This is a genomic window from Variovorax sp. PBS-H4 (assembly GCF_901827205.1).
Taxonomy (GTDB): Bacteria; Pseudomonadota; Gammaproteobacteria; order Burkholderiales; family Burkholderiaceae_C; genus Variovorax.
This window is the reverse complement of sequence record NZ_LR594675.1, coordinates 716,893-734,205: the sequence shown is the minus strand read 5'-3', so window position 1 is coordinate 734,205 and position 17,313 is coordinate 716,893. Positions and strand designations below refer to the sequence as shown.

Genomic DNA, 17,313 nt, shown 5'->3' with positions numbered 1-17,313 from the left:
CGTATCGGTAACGGCAATTCTAGGGCGAAGCCTCGAAGACGCCGCCCGGTTCTTCCACTTTTTTTCGGCTGCTGCATGTTCACCACCCGCCCTGAAATCATCGGTACGCACGGCGTCGCCTCCTCCACGCACTGGCTGGCAGCGCAAACGGCCATGGGCGTGCTGGAGCGCGGCGGCAATGCCTTCGATGCGGCCGTGGCCGCCGGCTTCGTGCTGCAGGTGGTGGAGCCGCATCTCAACGGCGTCGGCGGCGAGGTGCCGATCCTGTACTGGAGCGAGCGCGAGCGGCGCGCCGTCTCGCTGAAGGGCCAGGGCTGCGCACCGGGCGAGGCCACGCCGCAGGCCTTCGGGCGCCTCGGCTTCGAACAGGTGCCGGGCATCGGTCTGCTGGCGGCCACGGTCCCCGCGGCCTTCTCGACCTGGATGACGATGCTGCTCGAGCAGGGCAGCTGTCCGCTGCAGGAGGTGCTGGCGCCGGCCATCCGCTATGCCCGCGAAGGCTTCCCCGTATCGACCCGGCTGGCGGAAGCGATCCTCGGCGTGCGGCCCCTGTTTCTCGAGGAATGGCACACGTCGGCCGACGTGTGGCTGGACCAGGGACGCGTACCCCGGCCCGGCAGCCTGATGTGCCTGCCCGCGTGGGCTTCGACGATGGCGCGCGTGGTCGAGGAAGCGCAGCAGGCCGGCCCCGGCCGCTGCGCGGTGATCGAGGCCGCGATGCGCATCTGGCAGCAAGGCTTCGTCGCGCAGGAGATCGATGCCTTCTGCCGCACGCAGAAGGTCCGCGACACCAGCGGCGAGCGCCACGCCGGCCTGCTGCGCCTGGACGACATGGCTTCGTGGCGCCCCGACGCCGAGGCGCCGCTGACCCTGGCCTTCGGCGCCTTCGAGGTTGCCAAGTGCGGCTTCTGGAGCCAGGGGCCGCTGATGCTGCAGAACCTCGCGATGCTGCGCCATGGCTCGCTGGAGCAGCATGCGCCGACGAGCGCCGGCTTCGTTCATTCGATCGCGGAGGCCACCAAGCTGGGCCTGGCCGATCGGCTGGCCTGGTATGGCAGCGCACCGGGAGCCGACCCGAAGGTCCAGCATGCGCTGCTCGACGATGTCTATGCACGGCAACGCTGGGCGCGCGTCGACCCGCAGGCGGCCGCGCGTGCACTCGAACCCGGCAGCCCGCTCGGATGTTCGCCTCGCCTGCCCGACCTGGGCGTTTGCGAACGCAGCCTGCGCACCGCCGACACCCGTTACGGCCTGGGCGAGCCCACCTTCCTCAAGCTGCCGCCGGTGGCCGAGTGGGCGGATCGCGAGCTCTTCGTGGGCGACACCTGCCAGATCAGCGTCATCGACGGCAAGGGCAACATGGTGGCGGCCACGCCGTCCGGCGGCTGGCTGTCGTCCAGCCCGACGATTGCATCACTCGGCTTCGCGCTCGGCACGCGGCTGCAGATGGCCTGGCTCGACGAAGGCCTGCCCAACAGCCTGACGCCGCGCGTCGCGCCCTGCACCACGCTGTCGCCCACGCTGGCAATGCGCGACGGCGAACCCTGCATGGTGTTCGGCACGCCGGGCGGCGACCAGCAGGACCAGTGGTCGACCGCCTTCTTCCTGCGGCATGCGGTGTACGGCATGAACCTGCAGGAAGCGATCGACGCGCCGGCCTTCCACGTCAAGCACTACCCCTCGTCCTTCTGGCCCCGCTCGCTCACCCTGAACCGGCTGAGCATCGAGCCGCGCTTCCCGGACGCGACGATCGCGCAGCTGCGCGAGCTCGGCCACGACGTGCACATCAACGAGCCCTGGTCGGAGAGCCGCATCTCCGCCTGCAGCCGCATGCGCGACGCGCGCGGCCGCCTGGTGCTGCGCGCGGCCGCCAGCCCGCGCGGCATGCAGGGCTATGCCGTCGGGCGCTAGGGGACTGCCAGCCCGCGGCGCCGCACTGGAAACAAGGAGAAACCCATGAACACCACCCGCATCCTCATCGTTGGCGGCGGCCCGGTCGGCCTGTCGATGGCCTTGCTGCTGGAGCGTTTCGGCATCGACTTCGTGCTGGTCGAGCGCGCCGAGGGCGTTACCACCCACCCCAAGGCGCGCGGCTGCAGCACCCGCACGATGGAGCTGTTTCGCCAGTGGGGCATCGAGGACCGGGTGCGTGCGCGCGGCCTGCCGACAGGCACCGACGTGTTCGCCATCGTCGATTCGCTCTCCGGCCACGAGTACGGACGCACCAACCCCGAGCTGAACACCGGCCAGTCGCCGTCGTGGAAGAGCATCGTCTCGCAGGACGTGGTCGAGGAGGAGCTGTTCCGTGTGCTGCAATCCGCGGAGCACGGCCGCATCCTCCACCAGACCGAGTTCGTCGGCTTCTCGCAGATGGACGATGGGCTGGTCGTCACCACCCGCGCGCTCGCCACGGGCGAGACGCAGCAATGGCAGGCCGCCTACCTGATCGGCGCAGACGGTGCCGGCAGCAGCGTGCGCCGGCAGGCCGACATCGAGATGCGCGGGCCTTCGACGCTGGCCGTGATGGCCAACGACTACTGGATGGCCGATCTCTCCCATCTGCCTCGCATCGACACCACGGCCGGCTACCGCGTCGTGCCCGGGACGCCCGATGGCGCGATCGGCACCGTTCTCAACACCAATGGCCGGGACCGTTGGCTCAGCGTCGTGCAGGTCGGCACCGAGAAGGACGAGCGCCCGCTGCCGCGCACCGACGAGGAAGTGGTGGCGCTGGCGCGTGCGCACGCCGGCATTCCGGACCTCGCGGTCAAGGTGATCAGCCGCTCCGTGTGGCGGCTGAGCCGGCAAGTGGCGGCGCGCTTCAGCCGCGGCAGGGTGTTCCTGATCGGCGATGCGGCCCATCGCTTCCCGCCCAACGGCGGCTTCGGCATGAACTCCGGCATCCAGGACGCGCACAACCTCGCGTGGAAACTGCGGCTGGTGCTCGACGGCCGCGCCGGGCCGGCGCTGCTCGACAGCTACGACGCCGAGCGCCGGCCGGTCGCCGAGTCGAACGCCGACTTCAGCCTCGGCAACCGCTCGCGTTTCGACCAGACCGACCGGGCCCTGCGCTCGCGCAACCGCGAGCAGATGGATTTCTGGATCAAGGACACGGACAACCACGTGCACAGCTCGGGCCAGGACCTGGGCTTCAGCTACGACACGGGCGCCCTGGTGCCGGACGGCACCGTCAAGACGCCGCACCAGCCGCGCTACTACCAGCCCTCGGACCGGCCCGGCGGACGCTTCCCGCACCTGTGGACCGACCTCGCACGGCTGGGCTCCACGCTCGACTGGTTCGACAAGGACTTCGTGCTGGTGGCAGGGCCCAGGGCCGAAGGCTGGATGGATGCCGCCCGCGCGGTCGCCCAGAAGGCCGGCGTGCCGATCCAGGTCCGCCAGATGGAGACCGCCCACGAAGCCGACGGCCTCCACATGGGCCAGCGCGGCGCGGTGCTGGTGCGGCCCGACGGGCATGTCGCCTGGCGCATGGCCTGGCTGCCCCCCGATCCGGTGGCCGAGCTGGGCGGCAGCCTGCAACGGATCCTCTCGCTCTGAAAGCAAGCAAGGAAAGAAAGGAAAGCGCCATGCATGTCTCCGGCCTCAACCATTTCACCATCCGCTGCCGGCAGGAGCAGTTGCCTGCACTGCTCGACTTCTACACGCGGCTGCTGCAGCTGACGCCGGGCGCGCGCCCCGTCATGCCCTTCGACGGCTACTGGCTCTATGCCGAAGGGCAGCCGCTGGTGCACCTGGCCGCCTTCGCCGAGGAGCGGCCGGCATCGAACACGGGCCCGCTCGACCACATCTCCTTCCGGGCGCACGGCCTCCGGCAGACGCACGATTTCCTCGCGCAGCAGGGCATCGAATTCCAGGAGGCACCGGTCGAAGGCTGGCCGCTGCACCAGATCTTCCTGCACGATCCGCAGGGCCTGAAGGTAGAGCTGACCTTCGACACGCGCGAGGAGGCGCAGCGTGCTTGAGACCCGCAGCACGGGCGACGCCCGCACGGCGTTCGCACGCAGCGGCGCCGGCCCGCTGCTGCTGCTGATGCACGGCGCCGAAGGCAGCCACCACATGTTCGATGCAATCACGCCGCACCTGGCCGCCCACTTCACGGTGCTGGCCTACGACCAGCGCGATTGCGGAGAGACCCAGGGCCCCGAAACGCCAGCGACCCTGCTGCAGCTCGCGGACGATGCCAAGGCGCTGCTGGAGGCGCTGGGCCATGAGCGCGCCCATGTCTACGGCACCTCCTTCGGCGGCCGCGTGGCGCAGGCGCTGGCGATCCGGCATCCGCAGTGCGTGCAGCGCCTGGTGCTAGGCAGCACCTGGCCGCTGCCCGAGCAGTTGGAGGCGCTGAACCCGCAAGCCGTCGCCCGCATTGGCGAGCTCCGCAGCGGCCTGCCGGAAACAGCCGAGGCGCTGGCCGAGTTCTTCTTCACGCCCGCCTTTCTGGCCGGGCAGCCGCAGTGGAAGAACATCTTCCGCACCGCGCAGCCTGCGTCCGCGCGTTCGCAACGCCGCTTTGCCGCAGTGGCCGACTGCCCTGCGCTGCCGCCGCAGCAGATCCCCATGCCCACCCTGCTGCTCGCCGGCGAGCTCGATCGTGTGGTGCCGCCCGCCGTCACCCTGGGCATGGCGAGGGCCATCCCGCGCTGCGAGGCGGTGTCGCTGCCCGGCGTCGGACATGCCGGAAGCATCCAGGCGCCGGAAGCGATTGCCGGCCACATCCGCCGTTTCTGCCTCGCATCGCCGAACCAGGAGTCATGACCATGCCCGTCCTCGAAGCGAACCGCCCGCCGGCCGCCGAATTCATCCGCGTCCAGCGGCTCAGCAAGACCTTCGGCGCTCCCGGCACCGGTGCGGTGCAGGCGCTGCGCGACATCAACTTCTCGATCACCGAAGGCAGCTTCGTCACGGTGGTGGGCCCCAGCGGATGCGGCAAGAGCACGCTGCTGCGCATCGTCGCCGGCCTGCTCGACTACTCGGACGGCAGCGTGAGCCTGGACGGCCAGCCGATCCAGGGCACGCGGCGCGACGTGGGCTTCGTGTTCCAGAACTCGATCCTGCTGCCCTGGCGCACGATCCTGGACAACGTGATGCTGCCTGCCGAGGTGCTCGGCCTGGACATGAAAGCGGCGCGGGAGCGTGCCATGGAGCTGCTGCACATGGTGCGGCTCGACGGTTTCGAGGACAAGCTGCCGCGCCAGCTCAGCGGCGGCATGCAGCAGCGCGCGTCGATCGCGCGGGCCCTGCTGCACGACCCCAAGATCCTGTTGATGGACGAGCCCTTCGGCGCGCTCGACGCCATGACGCGCGAGCAGATGAACCTCGAGCTGCAGCGCATCTGGAGCGCCAGCGGCAAGACGGTGATCCTCATCACGCACTCCATTCCCGAGGCGATCTTCCTGGGCGACGTGGTGTTCGTGATGACGCCGCGCCCGGGCTCGCTCGAGCGCGTGATCCAGGTGGACCTGCCGCGGCCGCGCAACCTCGACGCGACCGGCTCGCCCGCGTTCACCGCCGCCGCCCACGAGATCCGCGGCATCTTCCACCACGAGGCCGCGCTGGACTGAGCCCGGCACAGGAGCGAACGAACCATGTCATCCCACATCACCCCGCTGTCTGCCCTGCGCGAAGCGCAGCCCCCGAGGACGCACGCACGCCGGCCCTCGCTCCTGCGCTCGACCGGCTTCAACTCATTCCTGCTGCTGATCGTGCTGCTGGCGGCCTGGGAGTTCGGCGTTCGCTTCTTCGAGGTGCCGAAGTTCCTGCTGCCGCCCTTCAGCGACGTGGCGGTCGCGATGTACCAGGGCCTGGCCACCGGGCCGCTGGCACGCGATGGGTTCTGGTTCCACTCGGCCATCACGCTGGTCGAGATCGTGCTCGGCTTCTTCGTCGGCAGCGCCATCGGGCTGCTGCTGGGCATCGTGATCTCGGAACTCGACTTCCTCGAGGTGCTTCTGCGGCCGTACATCGCCGCGCTGCAGAGCCTGCCCAAGGTGGCCGTGGCGCCGATCATCGTGATGTGGATGGGCTTCGGCATCGGCTCCAAGGTGGCCATCGTCAGCATGCTCACCTTCTTTCCCGTGCTGGTCACCAGCATCGCCGGCTTCAAGGCCATCGACCTGGACCGCATCGACCTCCTGCGCTCGCTGTCGGCGACGCGCTGGCAGATCTTCGCCAAGGCCAAGTTCCCGAGCGCGCTGCCCTACATCTTCGCGGGCCTGGACATGGCGGCGGCGTTTTCCGTGGTCGGCGCGGTGGTGGGCGAGTTCATCGGCGCACAGGCCGGGCTGGGCGTGCTGATCCTGCAGATGGACGCGCGGCTGGACACCGGCGGCAGCTTCGCCGTGTTCGTCATCCTGTCCCTCATCGGCGTCGCACTGACCGGTGCGCTCCGGCTGGTGCGCCGGCGCGTCCTGGGCTGGATGCCGGTCGAGGACGCGCACAAGACCGTGAGTGCCTGACTCCCAATCTCCGCAATCTCATCTTCTTCAGAAAGCGAGGACCCCATGATCGATCGGCGTCATTTCAACCTGGGACTCGGCGGCCTCGCGGCCGTCTGGGCCGCGGGCGTCTCGGCCCAGGGCCGCAAGGTGTTCCGCGGGGCGAACTCCGTGGGCATCGTCGACGCGCAGCAATGCTTCATCACCTGCGGGCGCCATCCGAAGCTGCGCTATTTCGAGCAGGAGGGAGTGGAGCTCGACTTCGTGAACATGAGCAGCGCCAACCAGGCGATGGTCGGCATCGCGCGCGGGCAGGCCGAATTCGGGTCCCTCGCGCCCGGCGTGTACCTGCCGGCGATCGCCAAGGAGCCGCAGCTGGGCATCATCGCGGTCTACAACTGGCTGCCGCGCAATGCCAACGTGGTGGTAGTCAAGCCTGACAGCCCCGTCAAGACGATCAAGGACCTGGCCGGCAAGCGCATCGGCATCCGCAATCAGGGCGACGGCGGCGTCTTCGCGCTGCAGACCATGTACGGCGAGCTCGGCGTGAAGACGTCCGACATCAACTTCATTGCAGTCGGCGATTCCGGCGTGGCCGGCACCGCGCTGACGCAGGGCAATGTCGATGCGATCGTCACCTACGACACGGCCGCCGCGCGCATCGAGGCGGTCGGCATGCCGCTGCGCTACCTGGACCTCCCGCCCAACTATGCGCGCCTCGGCGCCGGCTGGATGGGCATCCGGCGCAAGGACCTGAAGGAGGACCGCAAAGCGGTGGTGGGCTTCTTCCGCGCGGTCGCCAAGTCGACGCTGTTCGCCCACACCAACCTGGGCGAGGCGATCAACATCCACTGGGCGCTCTACCCCGAGACCAAGTCGAAGAACAAGTCGGACGCGGAAAGCCGCCAGGAAATCGAGCTCATCCTGGGACGGCGCAAGGACAACTGGATCCGGCGGCCGGACGACCCCGACCAGCGCTGGGGCGCGTCGAGCCTGGAGGAATGGCAGCAGATCGTCGCCATCACCGCGCGCTCGACCGCCAATCCGCAGCTGCCGCAGCAGCTGGGCGACCTGGGCAACGTGTTCACCAACGAGCTGATCGACGAGGTCAATGCCTTCGACAAGGCGGCGGTGGTGAGGCAGGCGCAGGAGTTCAGGTCGACTTGAGGGAGCAATGGGGTGGCAATCTTGTCCTTGGACCGATGCTTTCTCGTAGTCTCTCGATGACACAGTAAGCACTACTCGTGCATCGTCGAACCGACACTGGTTGAACTTTCTCCTGTCTGTCGTGTTGTCGCTTGCGTCACTATGATCCGCGCCACCCATGAAGGGGATGCGGCGGCAGGACCTCGTTGCCCACGCGCTCCCTTTCATTGAATCGCGCCACTGCGTGCCTGAGCACGCAGCGAGAAGATCAATCCACCAGGGAGAACCCATGGCAAGCCGTCAATGGCGCGCACGCGCGCGCGCCGCACTTTCATTCCCGCTCGCTCGAAGCCGGTCCAGCAACACGCCCCTCGGGCGACCCCGAAACTTGACCACCCAAAGACCATGGCAGGTCGTGCTCATCGTGTTCGCATGCTTTTCGGCCCATGCGAATGCAAAGAGTTGGTACTACAACAACAACTTTAGCAACCGCGACAAGTTCTATGAGAGCGCCGAGGAGTACTGTGCGGCTTCCTCTTGGTCCGGGATGAGCTTCACCTACACCGTGGGGACTCCACGAATTCACGACTGGACGGCCTACAACGAGGGGGAATGCCACTATTTCAGTCCGTCGAATCCGGACAACGAAGACGGCGGGGGTATCCTGAGCATGGGCATCGTCGATTGCGAGATGCCGAACGCCAGGCCCAAGCCCGTATCGGGCATGCTGCCCACGTGCTCGTGCGGTGACGGCTACAAGCTGAGTTACGACAAGGCGTACATTGACACGAATGGGCTATGGGCCAACAGGCAATGCCTCGAGAACTCCCCGCCCGAGATTCCGGCGGATCGACAATGCGATGCCGGACTGTTCTCCGGCAACCCCATCCTCCCCGCCACCGCCGAGAAGTACCGCTCGGAAACCGACTGGAGCGACTCCGGCCCCGCGCCACTCAGCGTGCAGCGCATCTACCGCAGCAACTGGGCCAGCTACAGCGCCAAGCCCGACATCGGCCTGGGCGCCGCCTGGGCCCACAACCACGGCGTTCGATTGATGGCAACACCGGCGCTTGCTCCGACTGCCGTCGCCATCGCCATGCCCGACGGCAGTCGCCGAAGCTTTGCCAAGCCCGCGGGCGCTTCCTTCTGGGTGGCCAATGACAATGCGGACAGCCTGGAGCAGAGCCCCGATGCATGGACCTACCGGCGCGCCGACGACAACACGACGTGGGTCTTCGACAGCACCGGCAAGCTGCAAGCCAAGTACGAGCGCAACGGCTGGACCGCCACCTATCGATATGACGGCGCGGGGCGCCTGTCGGCGGTGACCAGCCCCTTCGGCCGCGTGCTCACCTTCGCCTACACCGGCGCCGGCCAGCTCGACACCGTGACCCTGCCCGATGCGCGCGTGCTTCGCTATCAATACGACGGTGTCGGGCGCCTGTCGTCGGTGGCCTACCCCGACGGCAAGACCCGGACCTTTCTTTATGAGAACGCAGCCTTTGCGCAGGCGCTCACGGGCATCTTGGATGAGAACGGCTCGCGGTGGGCCACCTTTACTTACGACGCCACCGGCAGGGCCATCACGACGGAACTGGCAGGATCGGTGGAACGCTACCAAGTCAGTTATCCCTACGACAAGACCGCCACTGTCACCGATCCCTTGGGCACGACCCGCCAGTATGCGTATGGGAGCGCGAACGGAAAGCTCGCAGTCACCGGGAGCCAACTGCCGTCAGGAACGGGAAACCGGGACGCCCTCCAACGCATCCAGGATGCCAACGGCATGGTCACCAGCGAGACCGACTTCAAGGGCGTGACGACGATCACCACGTGGGACGTTGCCCGGCGCCTGCCCCTCTCGGTCACGCGAGCGGCGGGCACTCCCGAGGCCCAGACCGTGACCACCCAGTGGCACCCCACCTTCTCCCTGCCCGTGCTCGTCACCGAATCCGGCCGCACCACCGCCTACACCTACGACGACAAGGGCAACGTTCTTTCGCAGGCCATCACCGACACCAGTTCGTCTCCCAGCACCACTCGCACCTGGAACTGGAGCTGGAACGCGCAGGGCCTCGCCGCCACCGAAACCGCCCCCAATGGGGCCGTCACCACTTTCGAGTACGACGCTCGGGGTAATTTGACGAAGACCACCAATGCCCTGGGCCACGTCACCCAGTACGCCTACGACAGCGCCAACCGCATCATCAGAAGCACCCCGCCCCTGGGCCAATCCACCGCCTACACCTGGGACTCCCGTGACCGCCTGATCACGCACGGGATGAGCCTGCAGCCGCTCACCACGCTGACCTACACCGCCACGGGCCTTGTCGAGAGGCTCAAGTTGCCCACGGGCCAGTACTTCAATTACACCTACGACGCCGCGCACCGCCTCACCGGCTGGAGCAGCAACCGCGGCGAGTCGGGCAGCTTCATTCTCGATGCGATGGGCAACCGCACGGCCGAGCAGGTCAAGGACAGCACCGGCGCCATTGCCTGGATGGCCGCACGCAGCATCAACAACCTCAACCGCGTCTCGGCAAAGACCGACGGCCCCAACCAGACGAACAGCTTCGCATACGACGCCAACGGTGAGTTGGTCTCCGAGACCAACGGCCTGAACCAGAGCACCCGGTACGGCCTGGACCCGCTGCGCCGCGTCAAGGCCATCACCAACGCCGCCAACGCCACGGCGTCCTTGAGCTACAACGCCCTGGATGCCGTCACCCAGGCCAAGGACTTCAAGGGCGTGGCCACCACCTACGCCCGCGACGCCCAGGGCAACGCCACCGCCGAGAGCAGCGCCGACATCGGCAGCACCACCACCCGATACGACGCCCTGGGCCTGCCGAGCACCCTCACCGATGCCCTGGGCCAGGCCACCCAGATCCAGCGCGACCTCCTGGGCCGCCCAACCCTCATCACCTTCGCCGACGGCAAGACCACCACCCTGCGCTACGACGAAAATTTCAGCGCCACGGGGTACCTGAGCTCGATGACCGACCGCAGCGGCACGACCACTTACACCCGCGACTTGATGGGGCGCGTTCGCGTCAAGACTCAGGCCCTGGCCAGTGGCCTGAGCCAGCAGATCCAGTACAGCTACACCGCTGCGGGCCAGCTCGCCGGCATCTACTACCCAGAAGGCAGCGCGCTTCTCCTGAACTACGACACGGCCGGACGCCTCACTCAACTGAGCTGGAACGGCCGCCCGATCGTCACCGGCATCGCCTGGAACCCGATGGGCCAGCCCACCGCGTGGAACTGGGCCTTCGCACCGGGGCTGGCCGCGAGCCGCAAGTACGACACCGCCGGGCGGATGACCACCACCGAGTTCGCCAGCTACGTCTACGACGCTGCCGGGCGCATCACCAGCCTGACGCAGAACCTGTTGCAGCCGGGGGACAGCGATCCGATGCACAGCAGCATCGCGAGCGCGAACACCACCTGGAGCGTGAGCTATGACGCCGTGGGGAGGATCACCGGGTTCAATGCGACGGGGAGCCAGACCAGCTTTGGTTATGACGCAAATGGAAACCGGAACGCGAGCACGAAGACGCTGGGTGGGCAGACCACCAGCCGCAGCTACACGGTCAACGGAGGCAGCAACCGGCTCGATGGGTTCAGCCAGACCACCGGCACCACGAGCACGAACGTGGCCTATGCGTACAACGCGAACGGGGACCTGACCAGCGATGGGCTGAGGACCTACAGCTACAACGCTGAGGGGCGGTTGAGTGCGGTCACGACGGGTGCGACCGACACCAGTCCGACCACCCGCTACGCGCACAACGCCCTCGGGCAGCGGGTGTTCAAGACAGAGCCGCTGTATCCGCCGACGGAGGGCGACGAGACCGACCAGGGCTTCATGCAAAGCCTGATCGGCTTCTTCACGAAGATGTGGGGGCCGAGCACGAGCGATGCGGAGAAGCTGGGCTACGCATTCATGTACGACGAGGATGGGACCTTGCTCGCGGAGACGGGCATGGGCGGGGCCAACAGCGCAGGCAGTACGCAGTACATCTACCTGCCCACGGCGAACGGGCCGATGCCGATTGCGGCGGTCATCAATGGGCAGCTACACGCTGTTCACAGCGACCACCTCAACACGCCCCGGCGCCTGACCGACAGCCAAGGACAGCCTGTCTGGCAGTGGGCGTACAGTGCCTTTGGGGATACGAAACCGACCACGGCACACAACAGGTTTGCGAACCTCGATGTCACCCCGAATCCTGGCGTCACGAGCTTTGCTGAGTTCATGTTCAACCTGCGCTTGCCGGGGCAGTACTTCGACGTGGAGAGTGGGCTGCACTACAACGGTCGGCGCAGCTACATGCCCGGTCTTGGCTATACGCAGAACGATCCGAAGGGCCTTGCGGCTGGCTGGAACAGGCGACCCTATGCGTTCAACAATCCCCTGCATTACACGGACCCGGATGGGTTGAACCCGCTTGCTGGTGCGATAGGTGGTGCTGAAATTGGCGCTGCCCTTGGCCCTCCGGGCGTTGTCGTTGGCGGCATCATCGGTGCAGGTGTAGGCGCGGCGGTTGGATGGTGGCTGACAGGGCCGATGCTGCAGGACAAGACCCCGAACACGGGAGAGCCGGGCTCTTGGCACACAAACCCCGGCAGCGGGCAAGAGAGACTCTATGGACTAGATGGTCAACCGGCGGCCGACATTGATTGGGATCACGACCATCCAAACCCTGACGGTACATCGGCAGGAACTCCCCACGGACACAATTGGGATTGGTCTCAAAAGCCGCCGAGGAGTTTTCCAGTTCCGATTTCACCGTGGCCTCGCGACCGAACCTGTCCGGCGAGCTAGGAGCGAATTATGAACAGCGTGCTATTGGTTATTGACCAGCGATTCGGCAGCAAGGTGGAGCTTCTTCCCTACCCTTGCCCTCTTTGGATCATCGAGAGCGAGGCTAATCGCGGAGCGCTGAAAAACTCCTCGTCCCGCAATTGGCCCCTCACTTGGTTTCCGATCAGGTCGGGCGAAAGTGCGACAGAGGTATTTGCGAGGATCAGCTACTCGCTCGATCAACACCACAACGAGTTTGCGCAGGATCCGCCGTATGACGTTTTGGATGTGTACGGCCTTCCACCCAATGTAGACATGCTGCCCTCCGTGAGGGATCTCGGCTTTGTATCGCAGATGAAGATGCCCAGCGTTACGCGCTTTCTCAAACTAGGCGCAGAGGAGTCGGCCAAAGCGCCGAAATAGCTAAAGCGAGCTTGCGGGCTTCTCGAACATCTCCTGGACTACGACACGGCCGGACGCCTGACTCAGCTGAGCTGGAACGGCCGCCCGATCGTCACCGGCATCACCTGGAACCCGATGGGCCAGCCCACCGCGTGGAACTGGGCCTTCGCACCGGGGCTGGCCGCGAGCCGCAAGTACGACACCGCCGGGCGGATGACCACCACCGAGTTCGCCAGCTACGTCTACGACGCTGCCGGGCGCATCACCAGCCTGACGCAGAACCTGTTGCAGCCGGGGGACAGCGATCCGATGCACAGCAGCATCGCGAGCGCGAACACCACCTGGAGCGTGAGCTATGACGCCGTGGGGAGGATCACCGGGTTCAATGCGACGGGGAGCCAGACCAGCTTTGGTTATGACGCAAATGGAAACCGGAACGCGAGCACGAAGACGCTGGGTGGGCAGACCACCAGCCGCAGCTACACGGTCAACGGAGGCAGCAACCGGCTCGATGGGTTCAGCCAGACCACCGGCACCACGAGCACGAACGTGGCCTATGCGTACAACGCGAACGGGGACCTGACCAGCGATGGGCTGAGGACCTACAGCTACAACGCTGAGGGGCGGTTGAGTGCGGTCACGACGGGTGCGACCGACACCAGTCCGACCACCCGCTACGCGCACAACGCCCTCGGGCAGCGGGTGTTCAAGACAGAGCCGCTGTATCCGCCGACGGAGGGCGACGAGACCGACCAGGGCTCCATGCAAAGCCTGATCGGCTTCTTCACGAAGATGTGGGGGCCGAGCACGAGCGATGCGGAGAAGCTGGGCTACGCATTCATGTACGACGAGGATGGGACCTTGCTCGCGGAGACGGGCATGGGCGGGGCCAACAGCGCAGGCAGTACGCAGTACATCTACCTGCCCACGGCGAACGGGCCGATGCCGATTGCGGCGGTCATCAATGGGCAGCTACACGCTGTTCACAGCGACCACCTCAACACGCCCCGGCGCCTGACCGACAGCCAAGGACAGCCTGTCTGGCAGTGGGCGTACAGTGCCTTTGGGGATACGAAACCGACCACGGCACACAACAGGTTTGCGAACCTCGATGTCACCCCGAATCCTGGCGTCACGAGCTTTGCTGAGTTCATGTTCAACCTGCGCTTGCCGGGGCAGTACTTCGATGGTCGGCGAGCAAATCACCGACAGCACCGGCGCCGTCGGCTGGACCGCTACGCGCTCCATCAACAACCTCAACCGCCTCGCCGCAAAGGCCGATGGCCCAACCAGACTGACACCTTCGGCTACGACGCCAACGGCGAGCGCATCACCGAGACCAACGGCCTGAACCAGAGCACCCGGTACAGCCCCGGCCCCCTGCGCCGCGTCAAGGCCATCACCAACCGTTCGAAGCACTCGGCAAGGATGCGGCGCAGCCCACCTCAAGGCGCAACGTAGTCCGACGCCACCTTCCACTTCCCATCCACGATCTGCGACAGCCGCGACAGGTCGTTGCCCAATCGCTTGGTGGCGGTGTAGCTGCTCTTCGGCGCTCCGAACATGTCAGGCTCGAAGGTCATGGTGTCCATCGCCTTCACGAAGCTGTCGGTGGTGAGGTTGGGCCCGGCCTTCTGCGCGGCCTTGATGAAGGAGTCGACGATCATGTAGCCGTAGACCGAGAACACGGTCGGGTCCTCGTTGAACTTGGTCTTGTACTTGTTGGCCCAGAAACGCAGCGGCTGCGAAGCCTCGTCGAGGTAGGGGTGCTGCACCGTGTGGGTGGCGTAGAGGCCGTCCATGGCCTTGCCGCCCAGCTTGTGGATCAGGTCGGTGTAAGCCGCGCTGGAGCCGAGGAAAACCGGGTTGAAGCCGGTCTTGCGCGCCTCGCCCACGGTGCCGATGGTCTCGCGGATGATGGTGCCCAGCACCACCAGGTCGCAGTTGGCGGCCTTCATCTTCGCGACCTGCGACGAGAAATCGGTGGCGCCGCGCTTGTACGAGGTCTTCTCGGCGAGCTCCATGCCCATGGCCTTGGCGCCGGCTTCGGCACCGCGCTGCACCTCGAGCCCGAACTCGTCGTCCTGGTAGATGGTGCAGACCTTCTTGGCGCCCTTGTCCTTGATCAGCTTGGGGAGTGCCAGCCGGATCTGGTCGTAGTAGGTGGCGGCGAAGGAATATTTGAGCCGGTGGTACGGCTCGTACATTTCGCGCGCCGCCGTGATGGGCATGAAATTGACCACGTTCTTCTCGAACTGCACCGGCATCGCCGCCATGTTCTGAGCGGTGCCGATGTGGCCGGCCATGATGAAGATCTTGTCCTGGTTGACCAGCTTCTGCGCGGCCAGCACCGCCTTCTTGGGGTCGTAGCCGGAGTCCTCGACGAAGAGCTTGAGCTTGCGGCCGTTGACGTTGCCTTGCTCGTTGAGCTCGTCCACCCGCAGCTGCATGCCGTTGCGCGCCTGCTTGCCGAAACCGGCCAGCGGGCCCGACAGGTCCTGGATGGTGCCGATGCGGATCTCGTCCTTGGTGACGCCTTGCGACTGCGCGCCGGCCAGGCCGGAACTCAGTGCCATGCAGGCCGTCGCGGCCAGCGGGATCAAAGCCTGGATCTTCATGGCGTGCTTTCCTCGGTTGCAAAAAAACTAGGTGTACATCGCGCCGATGCGCTCGGCGTACTTGGCCTGCACGAGCTTGCGCTTGAGCTTCATGGTGGGGGTGAGCTCCTCGTCCTCGGCACTCAGCTGGGTCTCGAGCAGGAAGAACTTCTTGATCTGCTCGACGCGGGCGAACCTGGCGTTGACGCGGTCGAGCTCGCCCTGGATCAGGTCCTGCACTTCGTGCGCGCGGGTGAGGCTCTGGTAGTTGCTGAAGGGCACGTCGTGGTCCTGGGCGAATTTCTCGACGTTTTCCTGGTCGATCATGATGATCACCGTCAGATAGGGCCTCCCATCGCCGATCACGACGGCGTCGGTGATGTAGGGGCTGACCTTGAGCTCGTTCTCCAACTCGCTGGGCGTGATGTTCTTGCCGCCTGCCGTGATGATGATGTCCTTCATTCGATCGGTAATGCGGAAATACCCGTCCTCGTCGATGGTGCCGACGTCGCCGGTGTGCAGCCAGCCATCGGCGTCGATCGCCTCGGCAGTCTTCTCGGGCAGATTGAGGTAGCCCATGAAGACGTTGGTGCCGCGCACCAGGATCTCGCCGGTGGCGGCATCGACGCGCACTTCGTTGTAGAGCGCCGCCGGACCGACGGAGCCGGGCTTGATGCGCCCCGCCGGCACACCGGTCGCGGCGCCGCAGGTCTCGGTCATGCCCCAGACTTCGATCATGGGCACGCCCAGCGCCAGGTACCACCTGACCAGCTCCGGCGAGATCGGCGCCGCGCCGGTGACCAGGAAGCGCGCGCGGTGGATGCCGATGAGCTTGCGCACGTTGTCCAGCGCCAGCCATCGCGCCAGCCGGAACTTGAAGCGCCACGCAGCACCCACCGGGCGGCCCGCGAGCACGCGTTCGGCGATGGCGCTGCCCACGCCGATGCTCCAGCGGTACGCCGCCTGCTGAACGGGGCTCGCCTCCTGCAGCGCGATCATCACGCCCGAATAGAACTTCTCCCACACGCGCGGTACCGCGGTGAAGACGGTGGGCGCGATCTCGCGCACGTTCTCGGGCACGGTCTCGGGGTTCTCGACGAAGTTCAGGATGGCGCCGGTGTACATCGAGAAGTACTCGCCGCCCAGGCGCTCGGCGATGTGGCACAGGGGCAGGAAGCACATGCGCTCATCGTGCTCGTCCTGCGCGACCAGGGTGTTGTAGCCGTGCACGGTGTGGACCAGGCCGCGGTGGGAGTGCATCGCGCCCTTGGGCTTGCCCGTGGTCCCCGAGGTGTAGACGAGGATCGCGAGGTCTTCGGGGCGGCAGGCGGCCACGCGCTCCTCGAGCGCCTGGGGCTGTGCCTGCAAGTGCTCGCGGCCGAGGGTGCGCAGGCTTACCAGGCTCATGACACCCGGATCGTGCAGATCGCGAAGCCCTGTCATGTCCATCACGATGACCTTGCGCAGCAGCGGCAACCCGGGCCGCACCTCCAGTGCCTTGTCGAGCTGCTCGTCGTCCTCGACGAAGAGCACGCTGGTGCGCGAGTCTTCGCAGAGATAGTGCACCTGCGAGGCGGCGTCGGTCGGGTAGATGCCATTGGCCACGCCGCCGCAGCTGAGCACGGCCAGGTCGGCCAGCACCCATTCGACCACGGTGTTGGCGAGGATGGAGGCGCACTCGCCGGGCCTGAAGCCCAGCGCCATCAGGCCTCCCGCGATCTCGCGCACCGCCTCGGCGGTCTCGCCCCAGGTCCAGCTGCGCCAGATGCCGAATTGCTTCTGCCGCATCCAGACGCGGTCGCCGCGCTCGCGCACCGCGTTCCAGAAGACGGCGGGAAGGGTCTCGCCGGGCACGACGATGTCGTGGCGCGGCTGGATGCGGGCGGTGTCCCAGAGTCCCTGCATGGCC

General features: G+C 66.5%; 12 protein-coding genes. 10 read left to right on the top strand and 2 right to left on the bottom strand.

Annotation, left to right across the window (positions count from 1 at the left end; translation table 11 throughout):
- Positions 1-75 precede the first annotated feature (75 nt).
- From E5CHR_RS03510 to E5CHR_RS03465, 10 genes are all read left to right on the top strand, one after another.
- On the top strand, positions 76-1,911 hold the full coding sequence (locus tag E5CHR_RS03510; RefSeq protein ID WP_162578396.1) for a gamma-glutamyltransferase family protein: 1,836 nt from the start codon (positions 76-78) through the stop codon (positions 1,909-1,911).
- 45 nt (positions 1,912-1,956) lie between these two features.
- Positions 1,957-3,558 (top strand): FAD-dependent monooxygenase, encoded by a 1,602-nt coding sequence (locus tag E5CHR_RS03505; RefSeq protein WP_162578395.1) that lies wholly within the window; start codon positions 1,957-1,959, stop codon positions 3,556-3,558.
- A gap of 29 nt (positions 3,559-3,587) precedes the next feature.
- Positions 3,588-3,983 (top strand): VOC family protein, encoded by a 396-nt coding sequence (locus E5CHR_RS03500; RefSeq protein WP_162578394.1) that lies wholly within the window; start codon positions 3,588-3,590, stop codon positions 3,981-3,983.
- Positions 3,976-4,773: an alpha/beta fold hydrolase gene (locus E5CHR_RS03495; protein ID WP_162578393.1), complete on the top strand. Its 798-nt coding sequence runs from the start codon at positions 3,976-3,978 to the stop codon at positions 4,771-4,773. Before E5CHR_RS03500 ends, E5CHR_RS03495 begins: the two co-directional genes overlap by 8 nt.
- A gap of 2 nt (positions 4,774-4,775) precedes the next feature.
- Positions 4,776-5,579 carry an ABC transporter ATP-binding protein gene (locus E5CHR_RS03490; RefSeq protein ID WP_162583545.1) on the top strand — a complete coding sequence of 268 codons (804 nt, stop codon included), beginning with the start codon at positions 4,776-4,778 and terminating at the stop codon, positions 5,577-5,579.
- Positions 5,580-5,603: 24 nt separating this feature from the next.
- Positions 5,604-6,473: an ABC transporter permease gene (locus E5CHR_RS03485; RefSeq protein WP_162578392.1), complete on the top strand. Its 870-nt coding sequence runs from the start codon at positions 5,604-5,606 to the stop codon at positions 6,471-6,473.
- A 45-nt stretch (positions 6,474-6,518) separates the two neighbouring features.
- The gene (locus E5CHR_RS03480) at positions 6,519-7,619 is read left to right on the top strand and encodes an ABC transporter substrate-binding protein (RefSeq protein WP_162578391.1); all 1,101 of its coding nucleotides are present in this window, start codon (positions 6,519-6,521) and stop codon (positions 7,617-7,619) included.
- Between the two features lie 367 nt (positions 7,620-7,986).
- Entirely contained in the window at positions 7,987-12,426 is a 4,440-nt protein-coding gene (locus E5CHR_RS03475; protein ID WP_162578390.1) for an RHS repeat-associated core domain-containing protein, read from the top strand.
- A gap of 9 nt (positions 12,427-12,435) precedes the next feature.
- Complete coding sequence (locus tag E5CHR_RS03470; protein ID WP_162578389.1) at positions 12,436-12,828, top strand: hypothetical protein; 393 nt, start codon at positions 12,436-12,438, stop codon at positions 12,826-12,828.
- 114 nt (positions 12,829-12,942) lie between these two features.
- Positions 12,943-14,268 carry an RHS domain-containing protein gene (locus tag E5CHR_RS03465; RefSeq protein ID WP_162578388.1) on the top strand — a complete coding sequence of 442 codons (1,326 nt, stop codon included), beginning with the start codon at positions 12,943-12,945 and terminating at the stop codon, positions 14,266-14,268.
- Here the strand turns inward: E5CHR_RS03465 and E5CHR_RS03460 are convergent.
- Positions 14,253-15,425: an ABC transporter substrate-binding protein gene (locus E5CHR_RS03460; RefSeq protein WP_162578387.1), complete on the bottom strand. Its 1,173-nt coding sequence runs from the start codon at positions 15,423-15,425 to the stop codon at positions 14,253-14,255. The two genes, E5CHR_RS03465 and E5CHR_RS03460, sit on opposite strands and share 16 nt — an antisense overlap.
- 27 nt (positions 15,426-15,452) lie before the next feature.
- Entirely contained in the window at positions 15,453-17,309 is a 1,857-nt protein-coding gene (locus tag E5CHR_RS03455; protein ID WP_162583544.1) for an AMP-dependent synthetase/ligase, read from the bottom strand.
- Positions 17,310-17,313: the final 4 nt, after the last annotated feature.